The 23,065-nt window shown below is 39.4% G+C and carries 19 protein-coding genes and 1 tRNA gene; 8 read left to right on the forward strand and 12 right to left on the reverse strand.

The window, feature by feature from the left end; translation table 11 throughout:
• Positions 1-276 precede the first annotated feature (276 nt).
• Positions 277-349, reverse strand: a tRNA-Thr gene (locus OQ289_RS14315).
• Positions 350-616: 267 nt separating this feature from the next.
• Between OQ289_RS14315 and clpB the strand changes: the two genes are divergently transcribed.
• Positions 617-3,229 carry an ATP-dependent chaperone ClpB gene (clpB, locus tag OQ289_RS14320; protein ID WP_270087541.1) on the forward strand — a complete coding sequence of 871 codons (2,613 nt, stop codon included), beginning with the start codon at positions 617-619 and terminating at the stop codon, positions 3,227-3,229.
• Between the two features lie 79 nt (positions 3,230-3,308).
• Here the strand turns inward: clpB and OQ289_RS14325 are convergent, their stop codons facing one another.
• Both OQ289_RS14325 and OQ289_RS14330 read right to left on the reverse strand, forming a co-directional pair.
• The gene (locus OQ289_RS14325) at positions 3,309-3,863 is read right to left on the reverse strand and encodes a DUF1543 domain-containing protein (protein WP_270087542.1); all 555 of its coding nucleotides are present in this window, start codon (positions 3,861-3,863) and stop codon (positions 3,309-3,311) included.
• A gap of 89 nt (positions 3,864-3,952) precedes the next feature.
• Positions 3,953-5,302, reverse strand: coding sequence for an ATP-binding protein (locus tag OQ289_RS14330; protein WP_270087543.1), 1,350 nt, complete (start codon positions 5,300-5,302; stop codon positions 3,953-3,955).
• A 107-nt stretch (positions 5,303-5,409) separates the two neighbouring features.
• Between OQ289_RS14330 and OQ289_RS14335 the strand changes: the two genes are divergently transcribed.
• Complete coding sequence (locus OQ289_RS14335) at positions 5,410-6,312, forward strand: serine hydrolase (RefSeq protein ID WP_270087544.1); 903 nt, start codon at positions 5,410-5,412, stop codon at positions 6,310-6,312.
• A 56-nt stretch (positions 6,313-6,368) separates the two neighbouring features.
• Here the strand turns inward: OQ289_RS14335 and kdsA are convergent, their stop codons facing one another.
• Both kdsA and recQ read right to left on the reverse strand, forming a co-directional pair.
• A complete protein-coding gene (gene kdsA / locus OQ289_RS14340; RefSeq protein ID WP_270087546.1) occupies positions 6,369-7,184 on the reverse strand; it encodes a 3-deoxy-8-phosphooctulonate synthase in 816 nt (271 codons plus the stop codon).
• A 23-nt stretch (positions 7,185-7,207) separates the two neighbouring features.
• A complete protein-coding gene (gene recQ / locus OQ289_RS14345; RefSeq protein ID WP_270087547.1) occupies positions 7,208-9,397 on the reverse strand; it encodes a DNA helicase RecQ in 2,190 nt (729 codons plus the stop codon).
• 102 nt (positions 9,398-9,499) lie between these two features.
• On the opposite strand from recQ, the gene OQ289_RS14350 reads away from it, so the two are divergent.
• The 4 genes from OQ289_RS14350 to OQ289_RS14365 all read left to right on the forward strand — a co-directional run bounded on the left by OQ289_RS14350 (position 9,500) and on the right by OQ289_RS14365 (position 13,062).
• A complete protein-coding gene (locus OQ289_RS14350) occupies positions 9,500-10,465 on the forward strand; it encodes a KpsF/GutQ family sugar-phosphate isomerase (RefSeq protein WP_270087548.1) in 966 nt (321 codons plus the stop codon).
• Positions 10,466-10,700: 235 nt separating this feature from the next.
• Positions 10,701-11,075, forward strand: a complete 375-nt coding sequence (locus OQ289_RS14355) for a DUF1573 domain-containing protein (RefSeq protein ID WP_033562921.1) — start codon at positions 10,701-10,703, stop codon at positions 11,073-11,075.
• Between the two features lie 211 nt (positions 11,076-11,286).
• Positions 11,287-12,486 carry a pyridoxal phosphate-dependent aminotransferase gene (locus OQ289_RS14360; protein WP_270087549.1) on the forward strand — a complete coding sequence of 400 codons (1,200 nt, stop codon included), beginning with the start codon at positions 11,287-11,289 and terminating at the stop codon, positions 12,484-12,486.
• Between the two features lie 282 nt (positions 12,487-12,768).
• Positions 12,769-13,062 carry a hypothetical protein gene (locus OQ289_RS14365; protein ID WP_033562923.1) on the forward strand — a complete coding sequence of 98 codons (294 nt, stop codon included), beginning with the start codon at positions 12,769-12,771 and terminating at the stop codon, positions 13,060-13,062.
• 84 nt (positions 13,063-13,146) lie between these two features.
• Here the strand turns inward: OQ289_RS14365 and cmk are convergent, their stop codons facing one another.
• The 5 genes from cmk to yihA form a co-directional block, all read right to left on the reverse strand.
• Positions 13,147-13,842, reverse strand: a complete 696-nt coding sequence (gene cmk, locus OQ289_RS14370; RefSeq protein WP_270087550.1) for a (d)CMP kinase — start codon at positions 13,840-13,842, stop codon at positions 13,147-13,149.
• Positions 13,843-13,845: 3 nt separating this feature from the next.
• A complete protein-coding gene (locus OQ289_RS14375) occupies positions 13,846-14,259 on the reverse strand; it encodes a hypothetical protein (RefSeq protein WP_270087551.1) in 414 nt (137 codons plus the stop codon).
• Between the two features lie 109 nt (positions 14,260-14,368).
• On the reverse strand, positions 14,369-16,756 hold the full coding sequence (gene topA / locus OQ289_RS14380; protein ID WP_270087552.1) for a type I DNA topoisomerase: 2,388 nt from the start codon (positions 16,754-16,756) through the stop codon (positions 14,369-14,371).
• A 99-nt stretch (positions 16,757-16,855) separates the two neighbouring features.
• A complete protein-coding gene (locus tag OQ289_RS14385) occupies positions 16,856-17,710 on the reverse strand; it encodes a 4-hydroxybenzoate octaprenyltransferase (protein WP_270087553.1) in 855 nt (284 codons plus the stop codon).
• A 7-nt stretch (positions 17,711-17,717) separates the two neighbouring features.
• Complete coding sequence (gene yihA / locus OQ289_RS14390; protein ID WP_033562928.1) at positions 17,718-18,341, reverse strand: ribosome biogenesis GTP-binding protein YihA/YsxC; 624 nt, start codon at positions 18,339-18,341, stop codon at positions 17,718-17,720.
• Positions 18,342-18,460: 119 nt separating this feature from the next.
• On the opposite strand from yihA, the gene OQ289_RS14395 reads away from it, so the two are divergent.
• Both OQ289_RS14395 and OQ289_RS14400 read left to right on the forward strand, forming a co-directional pair.
• On the forward strand, positions 18,461-19,390 hold the full coding sequence (locus OQ289_RS14395; RefSeq protein ID WP_270087554.1) for an ABC transporter ATP-binding protein: 930 nt from the start codon (positions 18,461-18,463) through the stop codon (positions 19,388-19,390).
• Positions 19,383-20,693, forward strand: a complete 1,311-nt coding sequence (locus OQ289_RS14400; protein WP_270087555.1) for an ABC transporter permease — start codon at positions 19,383-19,385, stop codon at positions 20,691-20,693. Before OQ289_RS14395 ends, OQ289_RS14400 begins: the two co-directional genes overlap by 8 nt.
• A gap of 38 nt (positions 20,694-20,731) precedes the next feature.
• Here OQ289_RS14400 and OQ289_RS14405 read toward each other — a convergent pair whose 3' ends face one another.
• Positions 20,732-22,210 (reverse strand): DUF3943 domain-containing protein, encoded by a 1,479-nt coding sequence (locus OQ289_RS14405; RefSeq protein ID WP_270087556.1) that lies wholly within the window; start codon positions 22,208-22,210, stop codon positions 20,732-20,734.
• A gap of 138 nt (positions 22,211-22,348) precedes the next feature.
• A complete protein-coding gene (locus OQ289_RS14410) occupies positions 22,349-22,996 on the reverse strand; it encodes a tetratricopeptide repeat protein (protein WP_270087557.1) in 648 nt (215 codons plus the stop codon).
• Positions 22,997-23,065: the final 69 nt, after the last annotated feature.

Consider the following 23,065-nt stretch of genomic DNA (forward strand, 5'->3'; position numbering starts at 1 on the left):
CACAATACAAATTTAAAGCGAGTTGTAATAGTCAAAAACAGAGTGAGATCAAAAGTATTTATTTGGATTAAAAAGAACTGGATGTAGATGAAGCATCGGTAATGAACTGAAATACCATTTACGCCTATGAGGTGAGGCATTAGTAGGCCGTCACTTAAATAGTACTGTGCTTTTACAAAAAATGCTATTTCCCACAATGATTTCAGATAAAGGTATTGGTAGCCTAGAAGATATGCTTAAAAAAAGGTTCGATCATAAAATGACCGAACCTTCGGGAGCCTCCTATCGGAATCGAACCAATGACCTACTGATTACAAGTCAGTTGCTCTACCAGCTGAGCTAAGGAGGCTTTTCAAACAAGTATATCCTTGTTTTTTGGTGAGGCAAATATCGCTATCAAAATTGTGTTTTGCAAAAACATCAACTATTTTCTCCTCGTACTAGGAGCAAATATCTGAAAACCAACGAGATTAATTTGGACATAATTTCAGGTCGATTGAGATTAAACTGTAATTATGTCTTTATTTTTTAATTATTAGCGACATTTTTTCCGAAAAAAACTCAAAAACCGCAAAGGCATAATGATTGTTGTCTTTATAGAAAAATCAATTAGAACATGAACTTTAATAACTATACAATCAAAGCACAGGAAGCCATACAAAAGGCTTCTGAAATCGCTTCTGGTAATCAACAGCAAGCGATTGAGCCGACCCATATCCTTAAAGCCTTGTTGACCGTTGATGAAAACATCATTGGCCATTTGTTAAAAAAACTAAACGTCAACATCTCTTATTTAGAAAGTGAGGTCGACAAACAGATACAAGCCTATCCAAAAGTAAGTGGCAGCAACGTGTACTTAAGTAGCGATGCAAACACGGTGCTCCAAAAAGCACAGTCGTTTTTAAAGGAATTCAACGATGAATTTATCTCGATTGAACATGTGCTATTGGGTATATTGACCAGCAGTAACAAAGCGGCTTCATTACTAAAAGATCAAGGCGTCAATGAGAAAGATTTAAAATTGGCAATTAAGGAACTGAGGGGAAATAATAGAGTGACCGATCAAAATGCGGAAGCCACCTTCAACGCCCTTAATAAATATGCCCGTAATCTTAACGAATTTGCCGAGTCGGGCAAATTGGATCCCGTAATCGGGCGAGATGAAGAAATTCGTAGAGTGATGCAAATATTGTCAAGGCGCACAAAGAACAACCCCATCTTAGTAGGTGAACCAGGCGTAGGTAAAACTGCTATAGCTGAAGGAATTGCTCACCGAATCATCAAAGGAGATGCACCAGAAAATCTAAAATCGAAGACGGTATTCTCCTTGGATATGGGGGCATTGATTGCCGGTGCTAAATATAAGGGAGAATTTGAAGAGCGCTTAAAAGCCGTAGTGAAAGAGGTGACTGATAGTGATGGTGATATTATTCTATTTATCGACGAAATCCACACATTAGTGGGCGCAGGAGGTGGAGAAGGTGCAATGGATGCTGCCAACATTTTGAAACCAGCATTAGCCCGTGGTGAATTACGAGCGATAGGCGCCACTACACTAAACGAGTATCAAAAATACTTCGAGAAGGATAAAGCGTTAGAGCGTCGTTTTCAAAAGGTAATGGTGGGAGAGCCAGATACCCAAGATGCAATTTCCATCTTACGGGGGTTAAAGGAAAGATACGAAACCCACCACAAGGTCAGGATTTTGGATGAATCAATAATTGCAGCAGTAGAGCTCTCCCAACGGTATATTACAGATCGATTTCTTCCGGATAAAGCGATTGACCTGATTGATGAAGCGGCATCTAAACTGCGCCTGGAAATGGATTCGGTACCCGAGGCTGTGGACGAATTGGAACGTCGCATTATGCAATTGGAGATTGAACGAGAAGCGATCAAAAGAGAACATGACGAAAGAAAAGTGAATGAGCTGTCGGAAACTATTGCTAATCTATCTGTGGAGCGAGACTCGTTAAAAGCAGCTTGGCAGTCAGAAAAGTCATTGGTGGACCGAGTCAATCAAGAAATTGCAAATATCGAGAACTACAAACTGGAAGCAGCGCAGGCCGAACGAGCGGGAGATTACGGTAAGGTTGCCGAACTACGATATGGTAAGATCAAAGAAGCCCAGGATAAAGTAGAGGTCCTCAAGACCGAATTGGCGGAGAAGCAAGCAAGTAGCCGCATGCTTAAAGAGGAGGTTACCTCTGAAGACATTGCTGATGTAGTGTCTCGCTGGACTGGAATACCTGTGAATAAAATGGTTCAATCTGAACGCGAAAAGTTGCTTACTCTTGAAGAAGAGCTACATAAAAGAGTGGCAGGGCAACATGAAGCCATCGAAGCAATCTCTGATGCGATTCGTAGATCACGAGCTGGACTAAGTGATGCCAAACGTCCAATTGGATCATTCATCTTCTTAGGCACGACAGGAGTAGGTAAGACTGAATTGGCGAAAGCCTTAGCAGAGTTTCTCTTTGATGACGAACAAGCTATGATTCGTATCGACATGTCGGAGTATCAAGAGAGACATGCCGTATCTAGACTTATTGGAGCGCCTCCAGGATATGTAGGCTATGATGAAGGTGGACAATTGACAGAGGCTGTGAGACGTCGTCCATACTCGGTAGTACTATTGGATGAAATTGAGAAAGCACACCCGGATGTATTTAACATCTTGCTTCAGGTATTAGATGACGGGCATCTAACTGATAACAAGGGCCGGGTGGTAAACTTCAAGAACACCATCATCATCATGACATCCAATACTGGTTCGCATATTATACAAGAGAACTTTTCAAGTCTTAATGATGAAAATAGGGAGGAAGTTATTGCGAGAACAAGAAGTGAGGTTTTTGATCTTCTTCAAAAGTCAATCCGACCGGAGTTTCTCAACAGGATAGACGAAGTGATTATGTTTACGCCATTAAGCCGAGAAGAGATTGGAGACATCGTACGTCTACAATTCAATAAGGTAAGGCATCAACTAGCGGAACAAAATATCTTTATATCGGCGACAGACGAAGCCCTGGATTGGTTGGCTCAGTTGGGATACGATCCAACATATGGAGCTAGGCCTTTGAAGCGTGTGATTCAAAAACGGATTCTCAATGAACTATCCAAAGAAATACTGTCTGGCAGGGTAGCTCGTGATACCGTGATACAATTAGATGTATTTGACGGTCAATTTGTCTTCCTAAACAAGGATAATTTAGAGCAAGGCAAATAACCGTACACAATAAAGCCCTTCTTAGTTCATAGGAAGGGCTTTATCACGTCTATTGATGACAAGTGCTACATAAGCAAATTCAACATTCGTCGTTCATCAATTTTGAAAATTTAAGATAGCCAATGTGTAGCGAGTCCGCATCCTGTTGTACAGTTGGACGGATGTTCAATTGGTATTTTGATTTAAAATCATCGGATAACAAATCTTCCACATCGTAGACATCATCAACATCTAAGCCGTATTTATCATCGATGTGGGAAGAGATATGGTGCTTCCAAAACACAGTTTTTTTGGCTTGTGCTATCGCTTCTGCTATTTCCTCTGCTACGACCAATTGTTTATAATGAAATTCGTCAAATTGGTCAGGCTTATACCCGCCTAAATTCACAAAGAACAATTTCCACCGTCTTTTCTCAGGCGATACTGTATATGAACTGACACTGATTTCATAACCATCTACGTAGTTTACTTCCCGCCAAACATCAACATGCATCTTTCCATTGGCTTCCTTCCAAAAATTTTCCATAGCCGGTACGAGTTCGGGCAATGTCGCGGCAATACCAAAGTAAATATCATGCTGCTCCACCTGTCTACCTACAGGCTTACAGCCTAAGAGAATCATAAATAATTTCATCGTCTTCATCGTTAATACTGATTAAGAATATTTTTGAAAATCTTTTTTCAACAGCTTTCTATGTAATAATAGCTAAAAAAGATTAAAATCTATCTATATGGAAACCTAACGAAAAAGCTGCTGCCTTCTCCAAGCCTACTGTTGAACCATATTTCTCCATTCTGCTCAACAGTATATTGTTTACATAGATAAAGACCTAATCCTACTCCTTTTTCATTTGAAGTACCATAGGTAGGACCAATATCTAACGAAAATAGTTGACTATACTTTTCTTCTCCCATGCCTTGTCCATTATCTTTTACTTCAATCAATGCGCCACTGGGCCCATCGACCAGCGAAAGTTGGACAGTACCTCCCCTTTCCGTAAATTTCAGAGCGTTCGCGATTAAATTGCGAATGATAATCCTGAGCATACCGATGTTGACTGTTGCTTTAACATGATCATCTATATTGGAGATGTACCGAATACCTTTGCGTGCTGCCTCCTGCCTGAACAAATCAAAAGTCTCTCCTACTGTGACACTTATGTTCTGATAGTCAAGAAGAATCTCTCCCTGATGAAGCTGGCCCTTTGACCAATGTAATATATTAGAAAGCATCTCCTGTATGTTGTATACTGAAGAAGAAAGTAAACTCTCCATCAGTTTACGTTCTTGATCAGTGATGGAATCCGATTTAATGATTTCTAAGTAAGCATTAATTGAATGGAGTGGTGTTTGAATATCATGCGAAAGCACTGAAAATAATTTTGTCTTCTTATCATTGAGGTCCTTCAATGCTACTGTATTCCGATTTGATTTAAGCCTCTCGCGGTAATATTCTTTCTTCAGATAGATCAACGATAAAGCAATGACGATGATATTAATGGAGACTGTAGAGCCCATATCGATAATCGTCTTCTGGACATTGCTATAGGTATGCAGCACTGATTCGGGATATAGATATTCGTACATCATGATAATCCAGACCGTTAAAAATATAAGCAAAACCCAAAATATATACAACCTCTTTGGAGAAATGATAATAATTAAAAAAATTAGCAGCGTGAAAGACAATAGAGAAGCTCCTGACACACCATCTGCATAAAAGTAGTTGATAGCAAATAACACGTTGAGTAATACTCCACATGCCAAGACACTATATTTGTATTGGCTTTTAAACCTAGAGAGGTAGTAAAGAAAACTCAAGAATCCTGTAATTAAGATGAATATGAAGGCTGTGACCTTTAATCCGACAATAAAATTAAAGGGTATATTATAAAAAGTTATAATAATCCCTAATAAGCACATTGCATTAAAAATTCTCATTTCAAGCGCAGTTTCATCATTCTCGCCGATAAGCCACCTCATCCGAGAACGGCACTTCTTTAAAAACTCCATATTGCTCTTAACATTTAGATAGCCTTCTTTTTCAAGGTCGGCACACTCACGTTTATTCATTAGATAGCACTGCAGGATAGATACAGTAATTAAGTATTGTATACGTAATGTTAGAAAATAATTTTGCAAATTACATCTAATTACGAAACGAAAATTAAAATCCAACCATGAAAACCTACCTTACTTTAGTACTTCTCGGCTTTTTGAGCATCTCCATTCCAACACTTGCTCAGAAAAACGACGATAAACTCACCAAGAAATTGACAGAAGCAATTGCCGAGTTCAAAGGCGAGGTAGGCATATATGTCAAAAAAATAAATAGCGACAAAGAGGTTGCTATTCATGCTGATGAAATATTTCCAACGGCAAGTATAGTGAAAGTCCCGATACTTGTTGGCCTATTCGATAAGATAAATAATGGCGAACTTAAGTACAAACAAAAATTCATATATCGCAAAGATCGAATATATGGAGGATCAGGTCTCATGCAGTTTTTTAAAGACAGTGTAGAAACGGACCTCGCAACCATGGCGTCACTAATGATCAGCTACAGTGACAACATAACTTCCATATGGTGTCAAGAATTGGCCGAAGGAACAAAAATCAACAACATCATGGATAAGCTAGGATTGAAAAATACGAAAGTCAATTCCCGAACTCCCGGTCGCGAGGCTGCATGGAAAGAATATGGATGGGGCAATACCACCCCAAGAGAAATGGCCAGTCTATTGATCATGATTCGCGAGGGACAGGTCATCAGCCCTTCCATATCGGACAAAATGTACCGTGTCTTAGGAAATGTATTTTATAATGAACGATCACTATCCCAAGTCCCTGCCCATATAAAAACCGCTTCCAAAAGCGGCTCGTTGGATGATGTCAGAAGTGAAGTAGTACTGGTGAATGCTCCAAGCGGAGACTATGTATTTAGCATCTTTACGAAAAATAACCTAGATAGAAGCTGGGAACAAACCAATGAAGCCGAGAATCTGACTCGGAGGATATCTAATCTACTTTGGAATTATTTTGAGCCTAAGCATCCCTTTCCTTTTCAATCCTTGCTAAACTAGAAAAAAGATTATAAAAAAGGCTGAATTAAAATCCAGCCTTTTTTATAATCTTTTTTCTATAAGATCGCCTGCCTAATACGGACCAGTTTGGTCAATAACCCCTCCAATAAATCTAAGTGCAACATGTTGGCTCCATCAGACTTAGCATGGGCAGGATCCGGGTGTGTTTCGATAAATAGACCATCGGCACCTACCGCGATTGCAGCTTTGGCAATGGTCTCGATTAATTGAGGCTTGCCACCGGTGACACCAGATGTCTGATTGGGTTGTTGGAGTGAATGTGTACAATCCATCACCGTAGGTACATCAAAAGATTTCATCTCAGGAATCCCTCTAAAATCAACAATCAAATCTTGATACCCAAATGTATTACCACGATCGGTCAAGAATACCTTATCATTACCTGAGTCTTTTACTTTATCTACTGCAAATTTCATAGAATCTGCCGAAAGAAATTGTCCTTTCTTAATGTTAACGACTTTTCCTGTCTCCGCTGCTGCAACCAGTAACTCAGTCTGACGACAAAGAAAAGCTGGAATCTGCAACACATCAACATAAGCTGCAGCCATTGCAGCTTCATGACTTTCATGGATATCTGTAACGGTGGGTACACCAAACGTCTGTCCCACTTTTTCAAGAATCTTAAGCGCTTTTTCATCACCTATACCTGTAAATGAATCTACTCGTGAGCGGTTTGCTTTACGGTAAGAGCCTTTAAAAATATAAGGGATATTCAATTTATCTGTTATGGTAACTATTTTTTCAGCAATACGAAGCGCGATTTCTTCACCTTCGATTGCACAAGGACCCGCCATTAAGAAAAAATTCTCGGACTGTCCATTTTTGATATTCGGTAAATATGACTGTATCATCTTCTAATAAAAATTCAATTTCTCTAATTTCCCAGCTCAGACATAAACTTAATGCGCATCAATTGAATATCCTCATAAGTATAGTCTTCCTCTCCTAACTCTTTCAAAGCCTCTTCGATAGCGTCTATCTCCGCCGTTCTAAAATAATCATATACCTCATCCTGACGATCTTGATCAATCATTTCATCAACAAAATAACCCAAATTTAATTTCGTACCTGAATTAACGATGGATTCCACCTCCTTTAGTAAATCTTCATAAGAAATCCCTTTTGAAGAAGCAATATCATCCAATCCAATCTTACGATCTATATTTTGGATAATAGATACTTTCAGAGCAGACTTGTTGGCCGTACTTTTGATAACCAAATCCTGTGGACGATCGATACCATGATCTTCAACATATTGCTTAATCAATTCAACAAAGGGAGCACCGAATTTGAGAGCTTTTCCAGACCCTACTCCATGGATTTGTCTCATTTCATCCATCGTAATTGGATAGCAGGTACACATTTCATCCAGTGATGGATCCTGAAAGATAACAAATGGAGGTAAAGATTTTTGCTTGGCAATCTTCTTTCTTAAATCCTTGAGCATCTTCAAAAGTTCGGCATCTAACGCACTGGCAGCTTGCGTAGGCTCTTCACTACCGTCTTCATCGGCCTTCTCCATAGGTCTATTCAAGATAAACTTAATTGCATAAGGATTCTCAATATAGCGACGGCCACCTTCTGTCAACATCAATAAACCGTAGTGGTCAATATCTTTCTTCAAGAAATTGGCTAATTCTGCCTGTCTAATAACGGATTTCCAGTATATTACTCCTTGTTCTTTTCCTTTACCAAACAAAGGATGTTCATCATGTTTATAAGCCGCTACAGGTTGATTGGTCTGTCCCATCAAGACATTTATGATGTGTTGATCGTCAAACTTCCCCCCTTGCTCTTGAATAAATTTCAAAATCATAATCAATGATTCCTCGGCCTCAAAGTAAGTCTTTTTTGTACGACAATTGTCGCACATACTATTACACCCCGCTTCGTCAAAATTTTCCCCAAAATAATGCAAGATTTGCTTTCTTCGACATACCGCTGATTCGGAATAATCGATAACCTCTTTTAATATTTGTGTACCAATTTCACGCTCCGAAACCGGCTTATCTTTCATGAACTTGGTCAGTTTCTCAATATCTTTTTCAGAATAAAAGGTCACGCATACGCCTTCTCCTCCGTCACGTCCAGCACGTCCTGTCTCTTGATAATACCCTTCCATAGATTTAGGGATATCATGATGAATAACGTAGCGCACGTCAGGTTTATCAATTCCCATCCCAAAAGCAATGGTAGCAACAATTACCTCGACATCTTCCATCAAGAACTTATCTTGAGTATCAGCCCTTGTCTTTGCATCCAAGCCAGCATGGTAAGGTAGTGCTTTAATCCCATTGATATTAAGTACCTCTGCAATTTCTTCTACTTTTTTGCGACTCAAACAATATATAATCCCTGTCTTTCCAGTGTTATTCTTGATAAAACGAACTATTTCCTTTACGACATTACGCTTCGGACGCACTTCATAAAAGAGATTGGTTCGGTTGAAGGAAGATTTGAACAGAGTTGCATCGTTCATCTGTAAATTTTTACGGATATCCGACTGCACTTTGGGTGTTGCTGTAGCCGTCAGAGCAATTATGGAAATACCTTCTCCTATACCATTGATGATTTGTCTTATTTTGCGGTACTCTGGCCTAAAATCGTGTCCCCATTCTGAAATACAATGCGCTTCGTCAACAGCAACGAAAGAAACGACAATATGCTTTAGGAATTCGATATTCTCTTCCTTGGATAAAGATTCTGGTGCGACATACAATAATTTAGTTTTGCCTTCGACCACATCCTGTTTGACTTTTGTGATTTCTCCTTTATTAAGAGACGAATTTAAAAAATGTGCTATACTATCGCTTCCGCCGAACGCTCGCAACTGATCGACTTGATTTTTCATCAGCGCAATAAGCGGTGATATCACGATAGCCGTCCCCTCACTCATAAGTGCGGGTAATTGATAACATATGGACTTTCCTCCTCCTGTGGGCATAATTACAAAAGTGTCTTTTTTATTGAGCACGTTAGTAATGATGGCCTCCTGATCTCCTTTGAACGTGTCAAAACCAAAAAAATCCTGAAGATTATCAAATAATGATTTTTCTATTTCCATTTATTAGGGAATAAAATATAAGATGGACTACAACCTTTTTTTAAGTTAAATAATAACTTATTTTTGTATAATAATGAACATATAAAAATAGACATAATTTTTGTGAAAAACAATACTGAAATTAAAAACATAGCGGTCCAAGCTATCGAACTTGAAGCACAATCGGTACAGAATCTAATAGGCCGTATCAATGATGATTTTGTGGATGTTATTCATGAAATATTAGCCCTCAAAGGACGAGTAATCGTCACTGGAATTGGAAAAAGCGCCATTATTGCGCAGAAAATAGTGGCTACACTCAATTCAACCGGCACCCCATCCATCTTCCTGCATGCTGCAGATGCGATACACGGTGATTTGGGAATTGTTCAACAAAATGACCTCATCATCGCCATCTCCAAAAGTGGTAATACGCCCGAGATCAAAGTGCTTGTCCCATTCTTAAAACAATCTGAAAACAAATTAGTGGCTATTGTCGGAAACACCACATCCTTCCTTGCGCAACATGCTGACTATATCCTAGACACCACGGTTAAGCGAGAGGCTTGCCCCAATAACTTGGCTCCAACATCCAGCACTACTGCACAGTTGGTAATGGGTGATGCGCTCGCAGTAGTATTACAGGAATGTCGAGAATTCTCAGACCGTGACTTTGCAAAATATCACCCTGGAGGTGCATTAGGCAAGCAACTGTATCTAAAAGTAGGCGATCTTTCTGAACTGAACGGTAGACCTGCGGTAGGCGCTGATACCCCAGTAAGGCAAATCATCATTGCAATAACGCAAGACAGGCTGGGCGCAACAGCAGTCATCGAGCAAGAACACATCATAGGAATCATAACCGATGGAGATATCAGAAGGATGTTAGAGTCATACGACGACCTATCTCACATTACGGCTAAAGACATCATGGGGAAAAACCCAAAATCCATTGACAAACTAGAACTTGCGGTGAATGCTTTATCGATTATGCGTACGCACAACATCACTCAACTGCTGGTGACCAACGAGGACAAATATGTAGGAATAATACACATACAAGATTTGCTAAAAGAAGGGATTATTTAAGGATAGACCGGCCAAAGTTTCGCTTTTTCAGCTCCTGATTTGTTGATATTTACGCTGTGCAGGTACTACTAAAATACAGTCAGTAGCTACACAAAACAAATTTAAGACATGGATACACCCCCTTTTCGTAATATTATTGTTAGAAACAGACCCTATCCCCTATTTTTAAGGATAGATGAGTTAAATTTGGTACATAGATTGATAATTAAGAATACACAACTAAAACAATTGAAATATGAAAAATTTCTTCGCCATGATAGCAGTCGTGATTGCATTTGTTGGATTTACCTCAATGCAAACAGGTAAGGGTGAGTTTAAATTCGAAAAAGAGACCCATGATTTTGGAAGCATCCCTGTAGGGAAACCCGTATCCTATGAATTTAAGTTTACGAATGGAGGTTCAGAACCTGTTATTATCTCAGATGTAAAACCAGCATGTGGTTGTTCTGTTGCGGAGTTCACAAAAACACCGATTAAACCAGGAGAGTCAGGTGTTGTAAAAGTGACTTACAATGCTGCTTCAAAAGGCCCTTTTACAAAAAGCTTTACAGTGACTTCCAATACAAAGACACCTGTCAAAACGCTTTATATCAAAGGAATCGTGGAATAAAAAAAATCAAAATAACGCAAAAAGGCACCTTAATTAGGTGCCTTTTTGCGTTATTCCCCACTATCTTCATGTCAGGAATCTACAGTCGCACATATAAAAATTGATATATTGATTAACCTATCTTGACCATCTATATCTAAATATGGAATACTAATCGCTAAACAGCAAAAAATTTGTAGATTTGACCATCAAATTTTAGAATAGCTTTACTATGCCAGTAATTTCACAGAAAGGCATCCATATGCCCGCGTCACCAATTCGCAAACTTACTCCATTTGCAGATAAGGCAAAAAAAGAAGGGAAGAAAATCTATCATCTCAACATTGGTCAGCCAGATATAGAGACTCCGCAAATCATGCTCGATGCAATCAAAAACATTGATTTCAAAGTATGGGCCTACACTCCATCGGAAGGAACTGCAACTTATCGAAATAAACTAGCAGAATATTACAACAAGTTGAACTATAATATTTCGGCTTCGGATATCCTAGTGACCAATGGTGGTTCTGAAGCGATTACGATTGCTATGCAGGCTTGTCTGAATCCTGGAGAGGAAATCATTATCCCTGAACCTTTTTACGCGAATTACAATGGTTTTGCCAATTCCTCAGATATTGTTATTACCCCTATCATGTCATATATTGACAACGGATTTGCCCTCCCCCCCATTGCTGAGTTTGAAAAGCTGATTACAGAAAAAACAAAGGCGATTGCCATATGTAATCCCAATAATCCGACAGGCTACCTTTACGCTCGAGAAGAACTGGAGGCATTGAAAGCACTATGCTTAAAATATGACCTATTTCTTTTTTCAGATGAGGCCTATCGCGAATTTTGTTATGACGGAAAAGAATTCATCTCACCCATGCACTTAGAAGGATTGGAACAACATGTCGTTGTATTCGATACTGTCTCTAAACGTTACTCTGCCTGCGGAGCACGTTTAGGTTGTTTACTGACTAAAAATAAAGAACTCTATAATGTAGCCTTGAAATTTGCGCAGGCGCGTTTGAGCCCACCTGCAGTAGCCCAAATCGCAGCAACTGCGGCCGTGGATACACCAGATAGTTATTTTGAAGCAGTTTCCAAAGAATATACCGCACGTCGTGACACCTTGGTGAGCGGTTTAAACAAAATAAGCGGTGTATACTGTCCCAATCCGGGAGGGGCTTTTTATGTGGTAGCCAAATTACCCATCGACAATGCTGATAAGTTTTGCCAGTGGATGTTAGAATCATTCTCCTATGAGAATCAAACGGTAATGTTGGCACCGGCAACAGGCTTCTATAGTACACCAGGAGCAGGTATCAATGAAGTACGCATGGCATATGTGCTGAATCAGTCCGATTTAAAAAGTGCAATACGCTGCTTGGAAGAAGCATTGTCTCAATATCCGGATAGAACTACCTAAGCTGATCAGAATAGAAACTATTGAATCCTGTGATTTTATCCATCACGGGATTTTTTTATTTAAACAAACCAATTTATCAGAATCGACACGCTTCATCCCCTGCAATTTCCAGCGCAGAGAGAAAAGAAAAAAAGCACTCCGAGCACAAAACACAACATACTCAAAATCAAAACACTACAAGATGAAAAACACCTATTTGCATACGTGCGATGAACTCACGATAAAACAATTCACAAGTTAATACGTTATATTTTGTAGTTGTAACGATTTAAATTAGATAGTATGGATAAATTGAAGAAATTTGAGTTGATGGAAAAAATTGTACGCGAGCTAGATGGTGTGCGCAACAGTCAACAAGCTGTATTAGAGAAAATCGGCAAAATTGAAGTTGATAATATAGAACTTGGGGATAAAAATTTGGAAAAGATACTTCCTGAAATCTATCAACGAACCGCAGATAATTCGGACGCTATTCGAGATCTTTTAACGTCATTTCAAGAAAAAACGGACGAGTTTGGAGAGCAGAATAACGTGGAAAAACTAAAAGAACAGCAACAAATCAATAGTCTTAAATAGACTATGCTTTTAATACTTATGGAATACAAGATGGGCTGTACATAATGTACAGCCCATCTTGTATTCCATATTTCTGACAAAAAATTAGATAGCGCTTTTTGAAGCTTTTCTTTGTTCGTATTCTTTGATTACAAAAGCAAGCTGCTCCTCCTGATTCATATCTGAATTATCCAATACAACTGCATCTTCCGCTTGACGTAGTGGACTCTCAGCGCGTGTGCTGTCAATATGATCACGGTGGGCCAGATTCTCGATTACTTCCGCCATAGTCACCTGCTCACCTTTTGCACTTAATTCAAGATATCGGCGCTCGGCACGTACAGATGGATCCGCTGTCATGAAAATCTTCAAATCTGCATCCGGAAATACAGTTGTTCCAATATCCCGTCCGTCCATAATAATGTTCCGTCGTTTGCCTAGCTTTTGCTGCTGCGCCACCATTGCACTGCGCACCGTTTTCAAGGCACTCACTTCACTCACCATATCGGAGATATACATCTGTCTAATTTCATCCGAGATATCTTCGTTATTGAGATGAATTTCAGTTTTTTCGGTATTGGGTATAAAATCAATGTGAATGTCTACCAATGCCTGTTCTATGGCGGCATCGTCTTCTAAGCCGATTTGATTTTTTAAAAAATACAACGTCACCGCACGGTACATTGCTCCGCTATCAATAAAAGCAAATTTTAAGCGTTTAGCTAACGCTTTTGCTAAGGTACTTTTTCCACAAGAGGAGAATCCATCAATAGCAATAATAAAATTATGGCGACCGGTCATTGTTTAAACGTTCCCTCCTATTATTACACCTGGCTTATTTACAAAAGATACTTTGGACAGGTTTGAGTCTACAATACTTTCGGGTAAAAAAATATACTTTTTATCATATATCACCCCATCGATGTAATAACTCACCCAATACTCATTTGTCAATCCGAAGACTTCTTTATCAATCGCTTCAATCTTTGCAAAGGACAGGGGGGCCACTTCGCCAACAAAATGTCTTAAAGTAGTAGTCTTTACATCCCGTCCATCTTTCACCCCGTATCCCTTGGAGCTGACCAATACATTACTTAATGGGACAGCCTTCTCATTTATCAGATACACTTTCCAATCCTGTGATGTTGGGGTATCTCCTTCTAAGACTACTGAAATCAATATATCTTCAACAATATTATCTGGGAGGTCTTTTTTCATCAGAATATTATTTTTTAAACGTTAATGGGCGACTAAAAACAGATGTCTAAATATGAAGAATTCACCAACTAGCAAATCACATTTTTCATTGTTTTTAGGCATTCTGTCCCTATTTTTTTGTTGCTGTTTTTTTCGCCTTTGCAGTTGTAGCCTTTTTAGGAGCAGCTTTCTTTGTGCCCGCTTTGGCAGCCTTACCCTTCGGGGCATCTGCCTCAGCCCATTTCAGCACATCCTCATAAGTAATAGACTCTACAGCAGTGCCTTTAGGTATCTTAAGATTTTGCTTTCCGAAACGCACAAAAGGTCCCCATCTGCCATTTTCAATTTTTGCTTCTGGATTTTCGTCAAATATTCGAATCACCTTCTCTTTATCCTTTTGGCGCTTATCTTTTATAATCTCAACAGCTTCCGATTCAGTCACATCGTGTGGGTCTTTCCCTTTAGGCAAGGAATAGAACGCACCGTCATGACGAATATATGGTCCAAATCGCCCTATGGCCACCGTCATATCTTTTTCTTCATATTCACCTACTTTTTTGGGTAACTTGAACAGCTCCAAAGCATCTTCAAAAGTAATGGTTTCAATCATTTGCCCCTTTCGCAAAGATGCAAAGCGAGGCTTTTCCTCATCATCGGCACTGCCGATCTGGACTAATGGTCCAAACCGACCGACACGCACAGTCACGGGTTTACCTGTTTCAGGATCGACTCCAAGTTCGCGTTCGTGTGTTGCACGTTCTGCATTTTCTAATGTGTCCTGCACCTCACTATGAAACGGAACATAAAATGTCTTCATCATTTCGGTCCATTCGGTCAATCCTTGCGCGATATCATCAAATTCCTTCTCTACCTTTGCGGTGAAGTGATAATCCACGATTCCCTTGAAATGTTCGACCAAAAAATCATTTACCAACACACCAATATCCGTCGGAAACATTTTAGACTTTTCGGCTCCCGTTACTTCTGTTTTGGTAACCGTACTCACCTCACCATGTTCCAATGTCAAAAATTGATAGCTCCGAACCCTTCCATCACGATCTTCCTTCACGACATATCCTCTATTTTGGATTGTAGAAATCGTCGGTGCATAGGTAGATGGTCGTCCAATACCCAATTCTTCTAATTTTTTAACCAATGATGCTTCAGTATAGCGTGCTGGCGGTCTTGAAAACCGTTGAATGGCATTCATCGTCCTCAATTGCAATTGCTGTCCATTCTCTAAAGGAGGGAGCAATGCGTTTGAAGCGTCATCATCCAGACTAACATCATTATCATCGTCAATAGACTCCATATATACCTTTAAAAAGCCATCGAATTTCATCACCTCGCCTGAAGCCACTAGCAATTCCTGCCGCGTGGACACTGAAATCTTGCCGGTTGTTTTTTCAAACTCTGCCTCACTCATTTGAGAAGCAATGGCACGCTTCCAAATTAATTCATACAGTCTAGTTTCGGAAGAATCGCCATCGATAGTATGTTCCGAAAAATAAGTCGGACGAATAGCTTCGTGAGCCTCCTGAGCTCCTGCCGCTTTAGTCTTATACTTTCTTAACTTATGATATTTAGCACCATAAGCTTGGGTAATTTCAGTCTCCGCTGCTTGTATGGCCGTATCACTTAGATTTACCGAATCGGTACGCATATAAGTAATCCGTCCAGCTTCATAGAGCCGTTGGGCCACTTGCATAGTTCTTGCTACTGAAAAACCTAGCTTACGACTGGCCTCTTGCTGTAACGTTGAAGTTGTAAAGGGCGCTGAAGGACTTCGTTTGGTAGGACGTTTATCTAAGGAAGCTACAGAAAACGAAGCGCCAATACAGTCCCTTAAAAATTTTTCTGCATCAACCTCTTGTTCAAAACGCTGAGGTAATTCAGCCTTAAACTGCTCCTTTCCTTTTCCAGTCACAAAAATTGCAACAATTTTAAAAGATGCCTCTGCCTCAAATTTATTGATATCGCGTTCTCTCTCCACAATCAACCTTACAGCAACAGACTGTACACGCCCCGCGGAAAGAGATGGTTTTACCTTGCGCCACAATACGGGCGACAATTCAAAACCTACCAAACGATCTAATACACGGCGCGCTTGCTGAGCATTGACTAGATTATAATCTATGGAACGGGGTGTTTCAATAGCCTTTAGTATAGCGGGCTTGGTAATTTCATGAAAAACAATCCGTTTCGTATTCTGTTCTTTTAATCCTAAAGTTTCATATAGATGCCAAGATATAGCTTCCCCCTCACGGTCCTCATCGGACGCTAACCACACCATTTCTGCTTCTTTTGCTAATTTCTTCAACTCACTGACAACCGCCTTTTTATCTGAAGGCACCTCATACTTTTGTTTGAAATTATCTTCGGTATCAATCGCGTCATCTGTCTTCACCAAATCCCGGATATGCCCATAACTGGACTTTACCAAAAAGTCTTTACCCAAATAACCTTCAATTGTTTTTGCCTTTGCAGGCGACTCTACTATGAGCAAATTTTTAGCCATCTATATTTATTGATTTCTGCAAATAAAAGTATTTCTTTAAGAACTGACAACTGTTCTCGATATTATATTGGAGCAAACTTATAAAAAAATATGATTCTATTATTGTAAAAATAATACATCTAAGAGGTAAAATGCAGCAAATATGACTGAAGCAACGCCATTTGTGGTCATAAAAGCTCGTCCTACTCTACTTAAATCAGTAGGGCTTACAATGCGATGCTGAAAGATAAGCAGGGCTGCATAAAATGCCAGACCAGCGTAGTAAAACCAGCTGACGTTCATGTATAAAACAGGCAACAGCACAAATACAAAAGATAGGACATGTAATACTTCGGATATTCGCAGGGCACCTCTTGTTCCAAAACGTACAGGAATGGACTTCAATTGATTCGCTCTGTCGAATGCTTCATCTTGCAAAGCATAGATGATATCAAATCCGCCAGCCCAAGTCATCACAGCAATGCCGTAAAAGACAGGAACTATATGAAATTGCCCGGTAACAACAAGATATGCGCCTATAGGAGCTAATCCCAACCCGGCTCCGAGCACTAGATGACACAATGGCGTTACCCTTTTTGTATAACTATAAAATAAAACCACAAAAAGTGCAATTGGAGACAAATAGAAACATAAAGAATTGATGAAAAATGTAGCTCCAACAAAAATTAGGCTATTCACAATGGTGAATATCAAGGCCTGATTGGCAGTAATTCGCCCAGCAGGGATATCACGTGTAACCGTTCGGGGGTTATCGGCGTCGATGTACCGATCAAGATATCTATTAAAAGCCATCGCAGCATTCCTTGCAGTCACCATACAGACCAACATCAAGATCAATTTGATCCATTCAAATGAATGTGAGGTGGTCTTGACGGCTAAGAAAAAACCAATCAAAGCAAAAGGAAGAGCAAATACACTATGTGCAAATAAGACTAACGAAAAATACTTTTTCATATAGGGATTAAGGCAAGGTATCGATTTCAGGAATCACAAATCTACCGTTGATATCATCAATAACGGCAAGAATATCCTCGCATCCTGTCTTGTACTCAGCAGATGTCAAAAAATGAGGAGGCACCTCTTCAAACCATTCCAAGAGCGCCTTTCTGAATTTAGCTATATTGACATCCGACTTGACTGCGGACTGCTTATCTGATTTTGTAAAAACCAACATAAAAGGAATACCACACTCACCTAACCAACAACAAAATTCTAAATCTATTTTCTGTGGTTCCAATCGGCTATCTACCAACACAAATACACATTGAAGATTCTCCCGACGGGTTAAATATCTGCGGATAAATTTTTCCCACTCTGACCGATTACTTTTGGAGGTTTTGGCAAAACCATATCCCGGCAAATCCACCAAATACCAATCGTCATTGATAATAAAGTGGTTGATTAGCTGTGTCTTTCCTGGCTTTTGAGACGTCTTAGCGAGTCCCTTTTTATTTACCATGGCATTTATCAAGGAGGATTTACCGACATTCGAACGTCCAATGAAAGCGTATTCAGGAATCTTAGGCTCTGGAAGTTTGTCTACTCTTGTATTACTACAAATGAATTCAGCTTTTTTTACTTGCATAACGCAAAGGTATGATTAATTGCTTGGAAAATTAAACACCGCTAATTATCAAAAATCTCCTAAACATTTTTAGTTTGTGAGATTAATTAGCTTAATTTAGCGGACATAAATAAATTAACATGCTTGACATTCAAAACATAGTCAAACAATATGCTGACCACAAAGCCTTAGATAACGTATCCTTATTTATACCTGCTGGTAAAATATTTGGTCTCTTGGGGCCAAATGGAGCTGGCAAAACGTCCCTTATCCGAATCATAAATCAAATCACTGCTCCTGACCAAGGGCAGATTCTATTTAATGGTGAAATCCTCAATCCCAACCATATTGGACAAATTGGGTATCTACCGGAAGAGAGAGGCCTTTACAAAAAAATGAAGATAGGAGACCAAATGCTCTATCTCGCTCAACTGAAAGGCTTAACAAGATCAGAAGCGTCGCACCAAATTAAATATTGGTTTGAAAAGTTACATATTGAATCTTGGTGGGACAAAAAAGTGGAGGATTTAAGTAAGGGAATGCAACAAAAGGTACAATTTGTAGCTACTGTAGTACATCAACCCGCGCTCATCATCCTGGATGAACCATTTTCAGGGTTTGACCCCGTAAATGCGCAGATTATTCAAAATGAAATCTTAGAACTCAATAAAAAGGGGGCAACTATTATCTATTCTACACATCGAATGGAGACAGTGGAAGAGCTATGCGATAATATCGCGTTGATTAATCAATCAAAAAAAATCTTAGATGGTTCGGTTAAAGAAATTAAAGAAAAATATAGAAATCAGACCTATACTATCCAATATGATACCCCCAATGGCCCATTGGATAATGACCACCTCTACCAGATTGTCAATCATTTGGAGCGGGAAGAACCAGCTATGAAAATGACAATAAAACTAAACCATGGTATCAAATTGAATGACACGCTTTCCTATTTAATCCCTCGCATTAATATCCACCAAATCATCGAAAAAATCCCTTCTATGCACGACATCTTCATTGAGAAGGTCACGCTTTCTCCACAAATCGCCGTCACACATGAATAAAGTCTTACTAATCATTAAACGTGAGTATTTCTCTAGGGTAAAGAAAAAAAGCTTTTTGTTACTCACCTTCCTAGTACCCTTGTTCTTTATTGGCATGTATGTTTTGATATTTTATCTAACAAAGAAAAGTTTTGACGATTCACATGCTACAGTATATATAATCGATCAAGAGAACCATACAGGGGAACTATTAAAGAGCAATAAGAATATCACCTTTATTGCTTCTTCGGTATCGCTCGAAGAACAGCGAAAAGGCCTAGACGCAGACAAGGACAACACTGGAATCTTAGTGATTCCAAAAGATTTTTATCAGAGCTCTCGTATAGAATACCTGACTGTTGGCAAGTCGGGGATAGCAACCCAATCGGAAATAGAAAGTCAGCTTAAGCAAATAGTCAGAAATTATGAATACAAAAAAGCAGGAATAAACATCCAGACACTGGACAGCATAAATCCTCAAATCCATCTAATAGCGAAAGAGTTGACCCAAACGGGGAATGACAAAGCAAGTCACACCGAGGTGGCTATGGGCATCGCTATGGCATTGTCTATCTTAATCTATATTTCACTCTTCCTTTATGGTGCACAAGTGATGCGTGGCATCATCGAAGAAAAAAGCAACCGGATAGTAGAAGTCATTATATCCAGTGTAAAGCCATTTCAATTGATGCTCGGAAAAATCATCGGCATTGGCATGGTGGGGCTCACCCAATTTATTCTATGGCTATTGCTCACGGTTTCGTTGACTGCCATCGCTACATCTACCATTATGACGAAAGAAGACCTAAGCAGTGCTGTCGGCAATCAACCGAATACCCAACAGACCTCTGCTTTAAGTCAGTCTGGTTTTGATTTACAAGATGCGATGCAATCGATTAATTTCACAGAGCTCATTATTTGCTTCTTCATCTTCTTCATAGGTGGTTATCTATTGTATAGCGCCCTCTTTGCAGCAGCAGGATCTGCTGTAGAAAGTGAGACAGAAGCTTCACAATTTACCATGCCAATCACTATGCCATTATTGCTGACATACATTCTCTCTTTTGGGGTATTGGTCAACGATCCAAATGGTCCTGTAGCTACTTGGCTAAGTTTCATTCCGCTTACCTCACCGATTGCTATGCTTGTACGTATTCCATTCGGAGTACCGCTCTGGCATATTATAGTCTCCGCACTATTACTCATTGGCGGTTTTCTCTTTACTACTTGGGTAGCTGCCCGTATCTATAGAGTGGGTATATTGATGTATGGAAAGAAAGCAAGTTTTAAAGAAATGATTAAATGGTTCAACTACAAAAGATAAAGGGTATAAGGGGGGATTGGAATAGTAATCCCCTCACACTAGAATCGAATATTGTACCCCAGTGAAATCCGAGCAAAAGGATAAGTTTTATCCAAATCTGGGTAGTCTTTAAATTCACCTTCCAACCTATAATAGCCCGAATTGACATTCAGGGAGAGGTCCTCATAGAAACGAATTCCAAAATCGGCAGCAAAGGTATGCAGGTAGTAAGTAGAAGCGTTTCCACTTTTCTCCCAAGTATATGAATAGCCGCCATTATACGCAGCGGCTATCCTGAATCTTCCGAATAGATTTAACTCGGAGTCAAACTTGACCGAAAACCCTGACCCATAATTATAATTTCGGCTTTCCCCGTAAAGAAGATGCGGATCGGGAATAGCAGATAGTAAGACAAAACCCGCACCCAGAGATGTTTTCAATAAATTCTTTCGTCCTAAAACAAAAGTAGAAAGTACGTTGTAATTGACGCTTTGTCCTCCATAGAAAAAAGCTTCATTATAAATAAAATCATAGTTGGCCGTAATAGTCCCGTAATGTTTTCCAGGCAACTTGATAACAAGAGGTTCACCATATAAGACACCATAAGCATTGACAGCGTTAACAAATGAACTATCATCGCTGCCCACTTCTAGGTTGACAAAAAACTCCTCAAATGGCTTTTTATATTCACTGTCACCTGCTGAATAAAGAATCCTTAACCTTCCATAAGCAGCATTCTTCCCTTTTTCCAAAAGACTAGACACTTTGCTGTCAAATCTTCTAATCCCCATATCTACTTCGGCGGTAACGACAGAAGAATCGGCTAGATTTCGTCTATCGTATTTCCCCCATTTTCCATCAATCAATCTATTCAACCCATTGATGGGATTAATCAAAAAAGCTAAGGCTTCATTGACATGCTTATGAAATCCATCGGCAGGTTTTGCCAAAATATTATTGGCAATTCGGTGCGTCATTTCCCCCAATACAATTCCGCCTGTAGTCGTATTCACCAAGTCGTTAATAGACGGTGCTTGAGTCTCGCCCCCCGTTTCCCATATGTAACTACCTGCAAATGTTGCAATAGATGATGATAGAAAAGAATATCCATTACTTCTAAACGAATTGAAGTATAGCTGTCCATGATAAGGATGAGCTATCTGATTAGTCATAAACTCATTGTCGTCCCATTTCCAAGCTTTTATACGCTGATGATCCAAAAAATTCTGAAAGCTGATATGTGAGTAAGGATCTTTACGGATGAAGTAGTTGAACGATGCTGGAAAGGCTTGCGTAGCGGTCCATTCAGCAGCAGCTCTCCAAAAATTTTTCTTGCTCTCGTAAATGGTATCGACGTAGTTGGGAAGTAGCAAACTGTCTCGTAAGGCTTTTTTTAGCTTCAGCTCGCGCCACGTACTATCTCCCAGTTGTGTAGCTAGAGGAAACTCTTGGGCAACAACAGATTGCTGATACAGGAGAACAACAAGTACCGCCGTGATACAGCTGTAAAACACTCGTCTGTAACTGTATATCTGCATAACCTTGTTGCTAACAATACAAATTTAAAAATAAATCCAACTTTGAAGTAATTTGGCAAAAACAACTCTATGGAAATTATCGAACAAAAAAGGCCCTGGTTTAAAACCGGGGCCTTTTTCTGTGCATAAGTACTAGACTTATTTCAAATTATCTCTGTAGACAGTGGCTTTTTTAACTTCTTTCTGAATATCTTTTCTCGATGAATCAAAAGACAATAATTTTTCGTAGTCTGCAATAGCTTTATTATAAGCATCTGTGGCTGCTGCTTTATTATAATTTGCAGCTCCCGTTGTACCTACCAAAATACCTAAGTCGCGATAAGCAATAGCTCTATTTTGGTACAATTTAGAATCACTGGAGTTAAGCGCAATAGCTTTTGAATAATCTTCTGTAGCCGTTTTTAAAAGTTGCTCTCGGTTAGCATTTGACAATTTAGAATCCACTTGCACAGCCAAATTATTAGTCGCTTTGGCCTTATAATAATATGCGGTGCCATTTTTGGCATCCAATGTCACTACTTTACCAAATGTATCTGCTGCTTTTTTGAAATCCCCATTGTGAAACTGAGAATATCCTAACATATAAAGGACATTAGGATCACTTCCTTCTTTTGGAAGAGCTTTTTCCAAATGTGTCGCCGCTCCTTTAAAGTCACCATCCAAAAGCGCCTTTTGTCCTAATCTTACATTAGGATTACTATGTTCCGTTTCCTTCTGCTGAGCATTAGCGCTAAAAGCAAAAAAAGCCATTGCCAAAGTCGCTAATCCTAATTTGGCATTTTTCAAAGTGATGTTTAAGAAATTAAGTCTCATATTTGTATTAAATTATCTATAAACCTTGTATGGAACATCCCG

The organism is Sphingobacterium sp. SYP-B4668 (assembly GCF_027627455.1).
Lineage (GTDB): Bacteria > Bacteroidota > Bacteroidia > Sphingobacteriales > Sphingobacteriaceae > Sphingobacterium.

Bases quoted from the DNA above. Each gene is read 5' to 3' on its own strand.
- OQ289_RS14405 (WP_270087556.1), bottom strand. From the start codon at position 22,210: ATGCAGATATACAGTTACAGACGAGTGTTTTACAGCTGTATCACGGCG.
- clpB (WP_270087541.1), top strand. From the start codon at position 617: ATGAACTTTAATAACTATACAATCAAAGCACAGGAAGCCATACAAAAG.
- OQ289_RS14325 (WP_270087542.1), bottom strand. From the start codon at position 3,863: ATGAAATTATTTATGATTCTCTTAGGCTGTAAGCCTGTAGGTAGACAG.
- OQ289_RS14365 (WP_033562923.1), top strand. From the start codon at position 12,769: ATGGATAAATTGAAGAAATTTGAGTTGATGGAAAAAATTGTACGCGAG.
- kdsA (WP_270087546.1), bottom strand. From the start codon at position 7,184: ATGATACAGTCATATTTACCGAATATCAAAAATGGACAGTCCGAGAAT.
- OQ289_RS14360 (WP_270087549.1), top strand. From the start codon at position 11,287: ATGCCAGTAATTTCACAGAAAGGCATCCATATGCCCGCGTCACCAATT.
- OQ289_RS14400 (WP_270087555.1), top strand. From the start codon at position 19,383: ATGAATAAAGTCTTACTAATCATTAAACGTGAGTATTTCTCTAGGGTA.
- topA (WP_270087552.1), bottom strand. From the start codon at position 16,756: ATGGCTAAAAATTTGCTCATAGTAGAGTCGCCTGCAAAGGCAAAAACA.
- cmk (WP_270087550.1), bottom strand. From the start codon at position 13,842: ATGACCGGTCGCCATAATTTTATTATTGCTATTGATGGATTCTCCTCT.
- OQ289_RS14375 (WP_270087551.1), bottom strand. From the start codon at position 14,259: ATGAAAAAAGACCTCCCAGATAATATTGTTGAAGATATATTGATTTCA.
- OQ289_RS14330 (WP_270087543.1), bottom strand. From the start codon at position 5,302: ATGAATAAACGTGAGTGTGCCGACCTTGAAAAAGAAGGCTATCTAAAT.
- recQ (WP_270087547.1), bottom strand. From the start codon at position 9,397: ATGGAAATAGAAAAATCATTATTTGATAATCTTCAGGATTTTTTTGGT.
- OQ289_RS14385 (WP_270087553.1), bottom strand. From the start codon at position 17,710: ATGAAAAAGTATTTTTCGTTAGTCTTATTTGCACATAGTGTATTTGCT.
- yihA (WP_033562928.1), bottom strand. From the start codon at position 18,341: ATGCAAGTAAAAAAAGCTGAATTCATTTGTAGTAATACAAGAGTAGAC.
- OQ289_RS14355 (WP_033562921.1), top strand. From the start codon at position 10,701: ATGAAAAATTTCTTCGCCATGATAGCAGTCGTGATTGCATTTGTTGGA.
- OQ289_RS14335 (WP_270087544.1), top strand. From the start codon at position 5,410: ATGAAAACCTACCTTACTTTAGTACTTCTCGGCTTTTTGAGCATCTCC.
- OQ289_RS14395 (WP_270087554.1), top strand. From the start codon at position 18,461: ATGCTTGACATTCAAAACATAGTCAAACAATATGCTGACCACAAAGCC.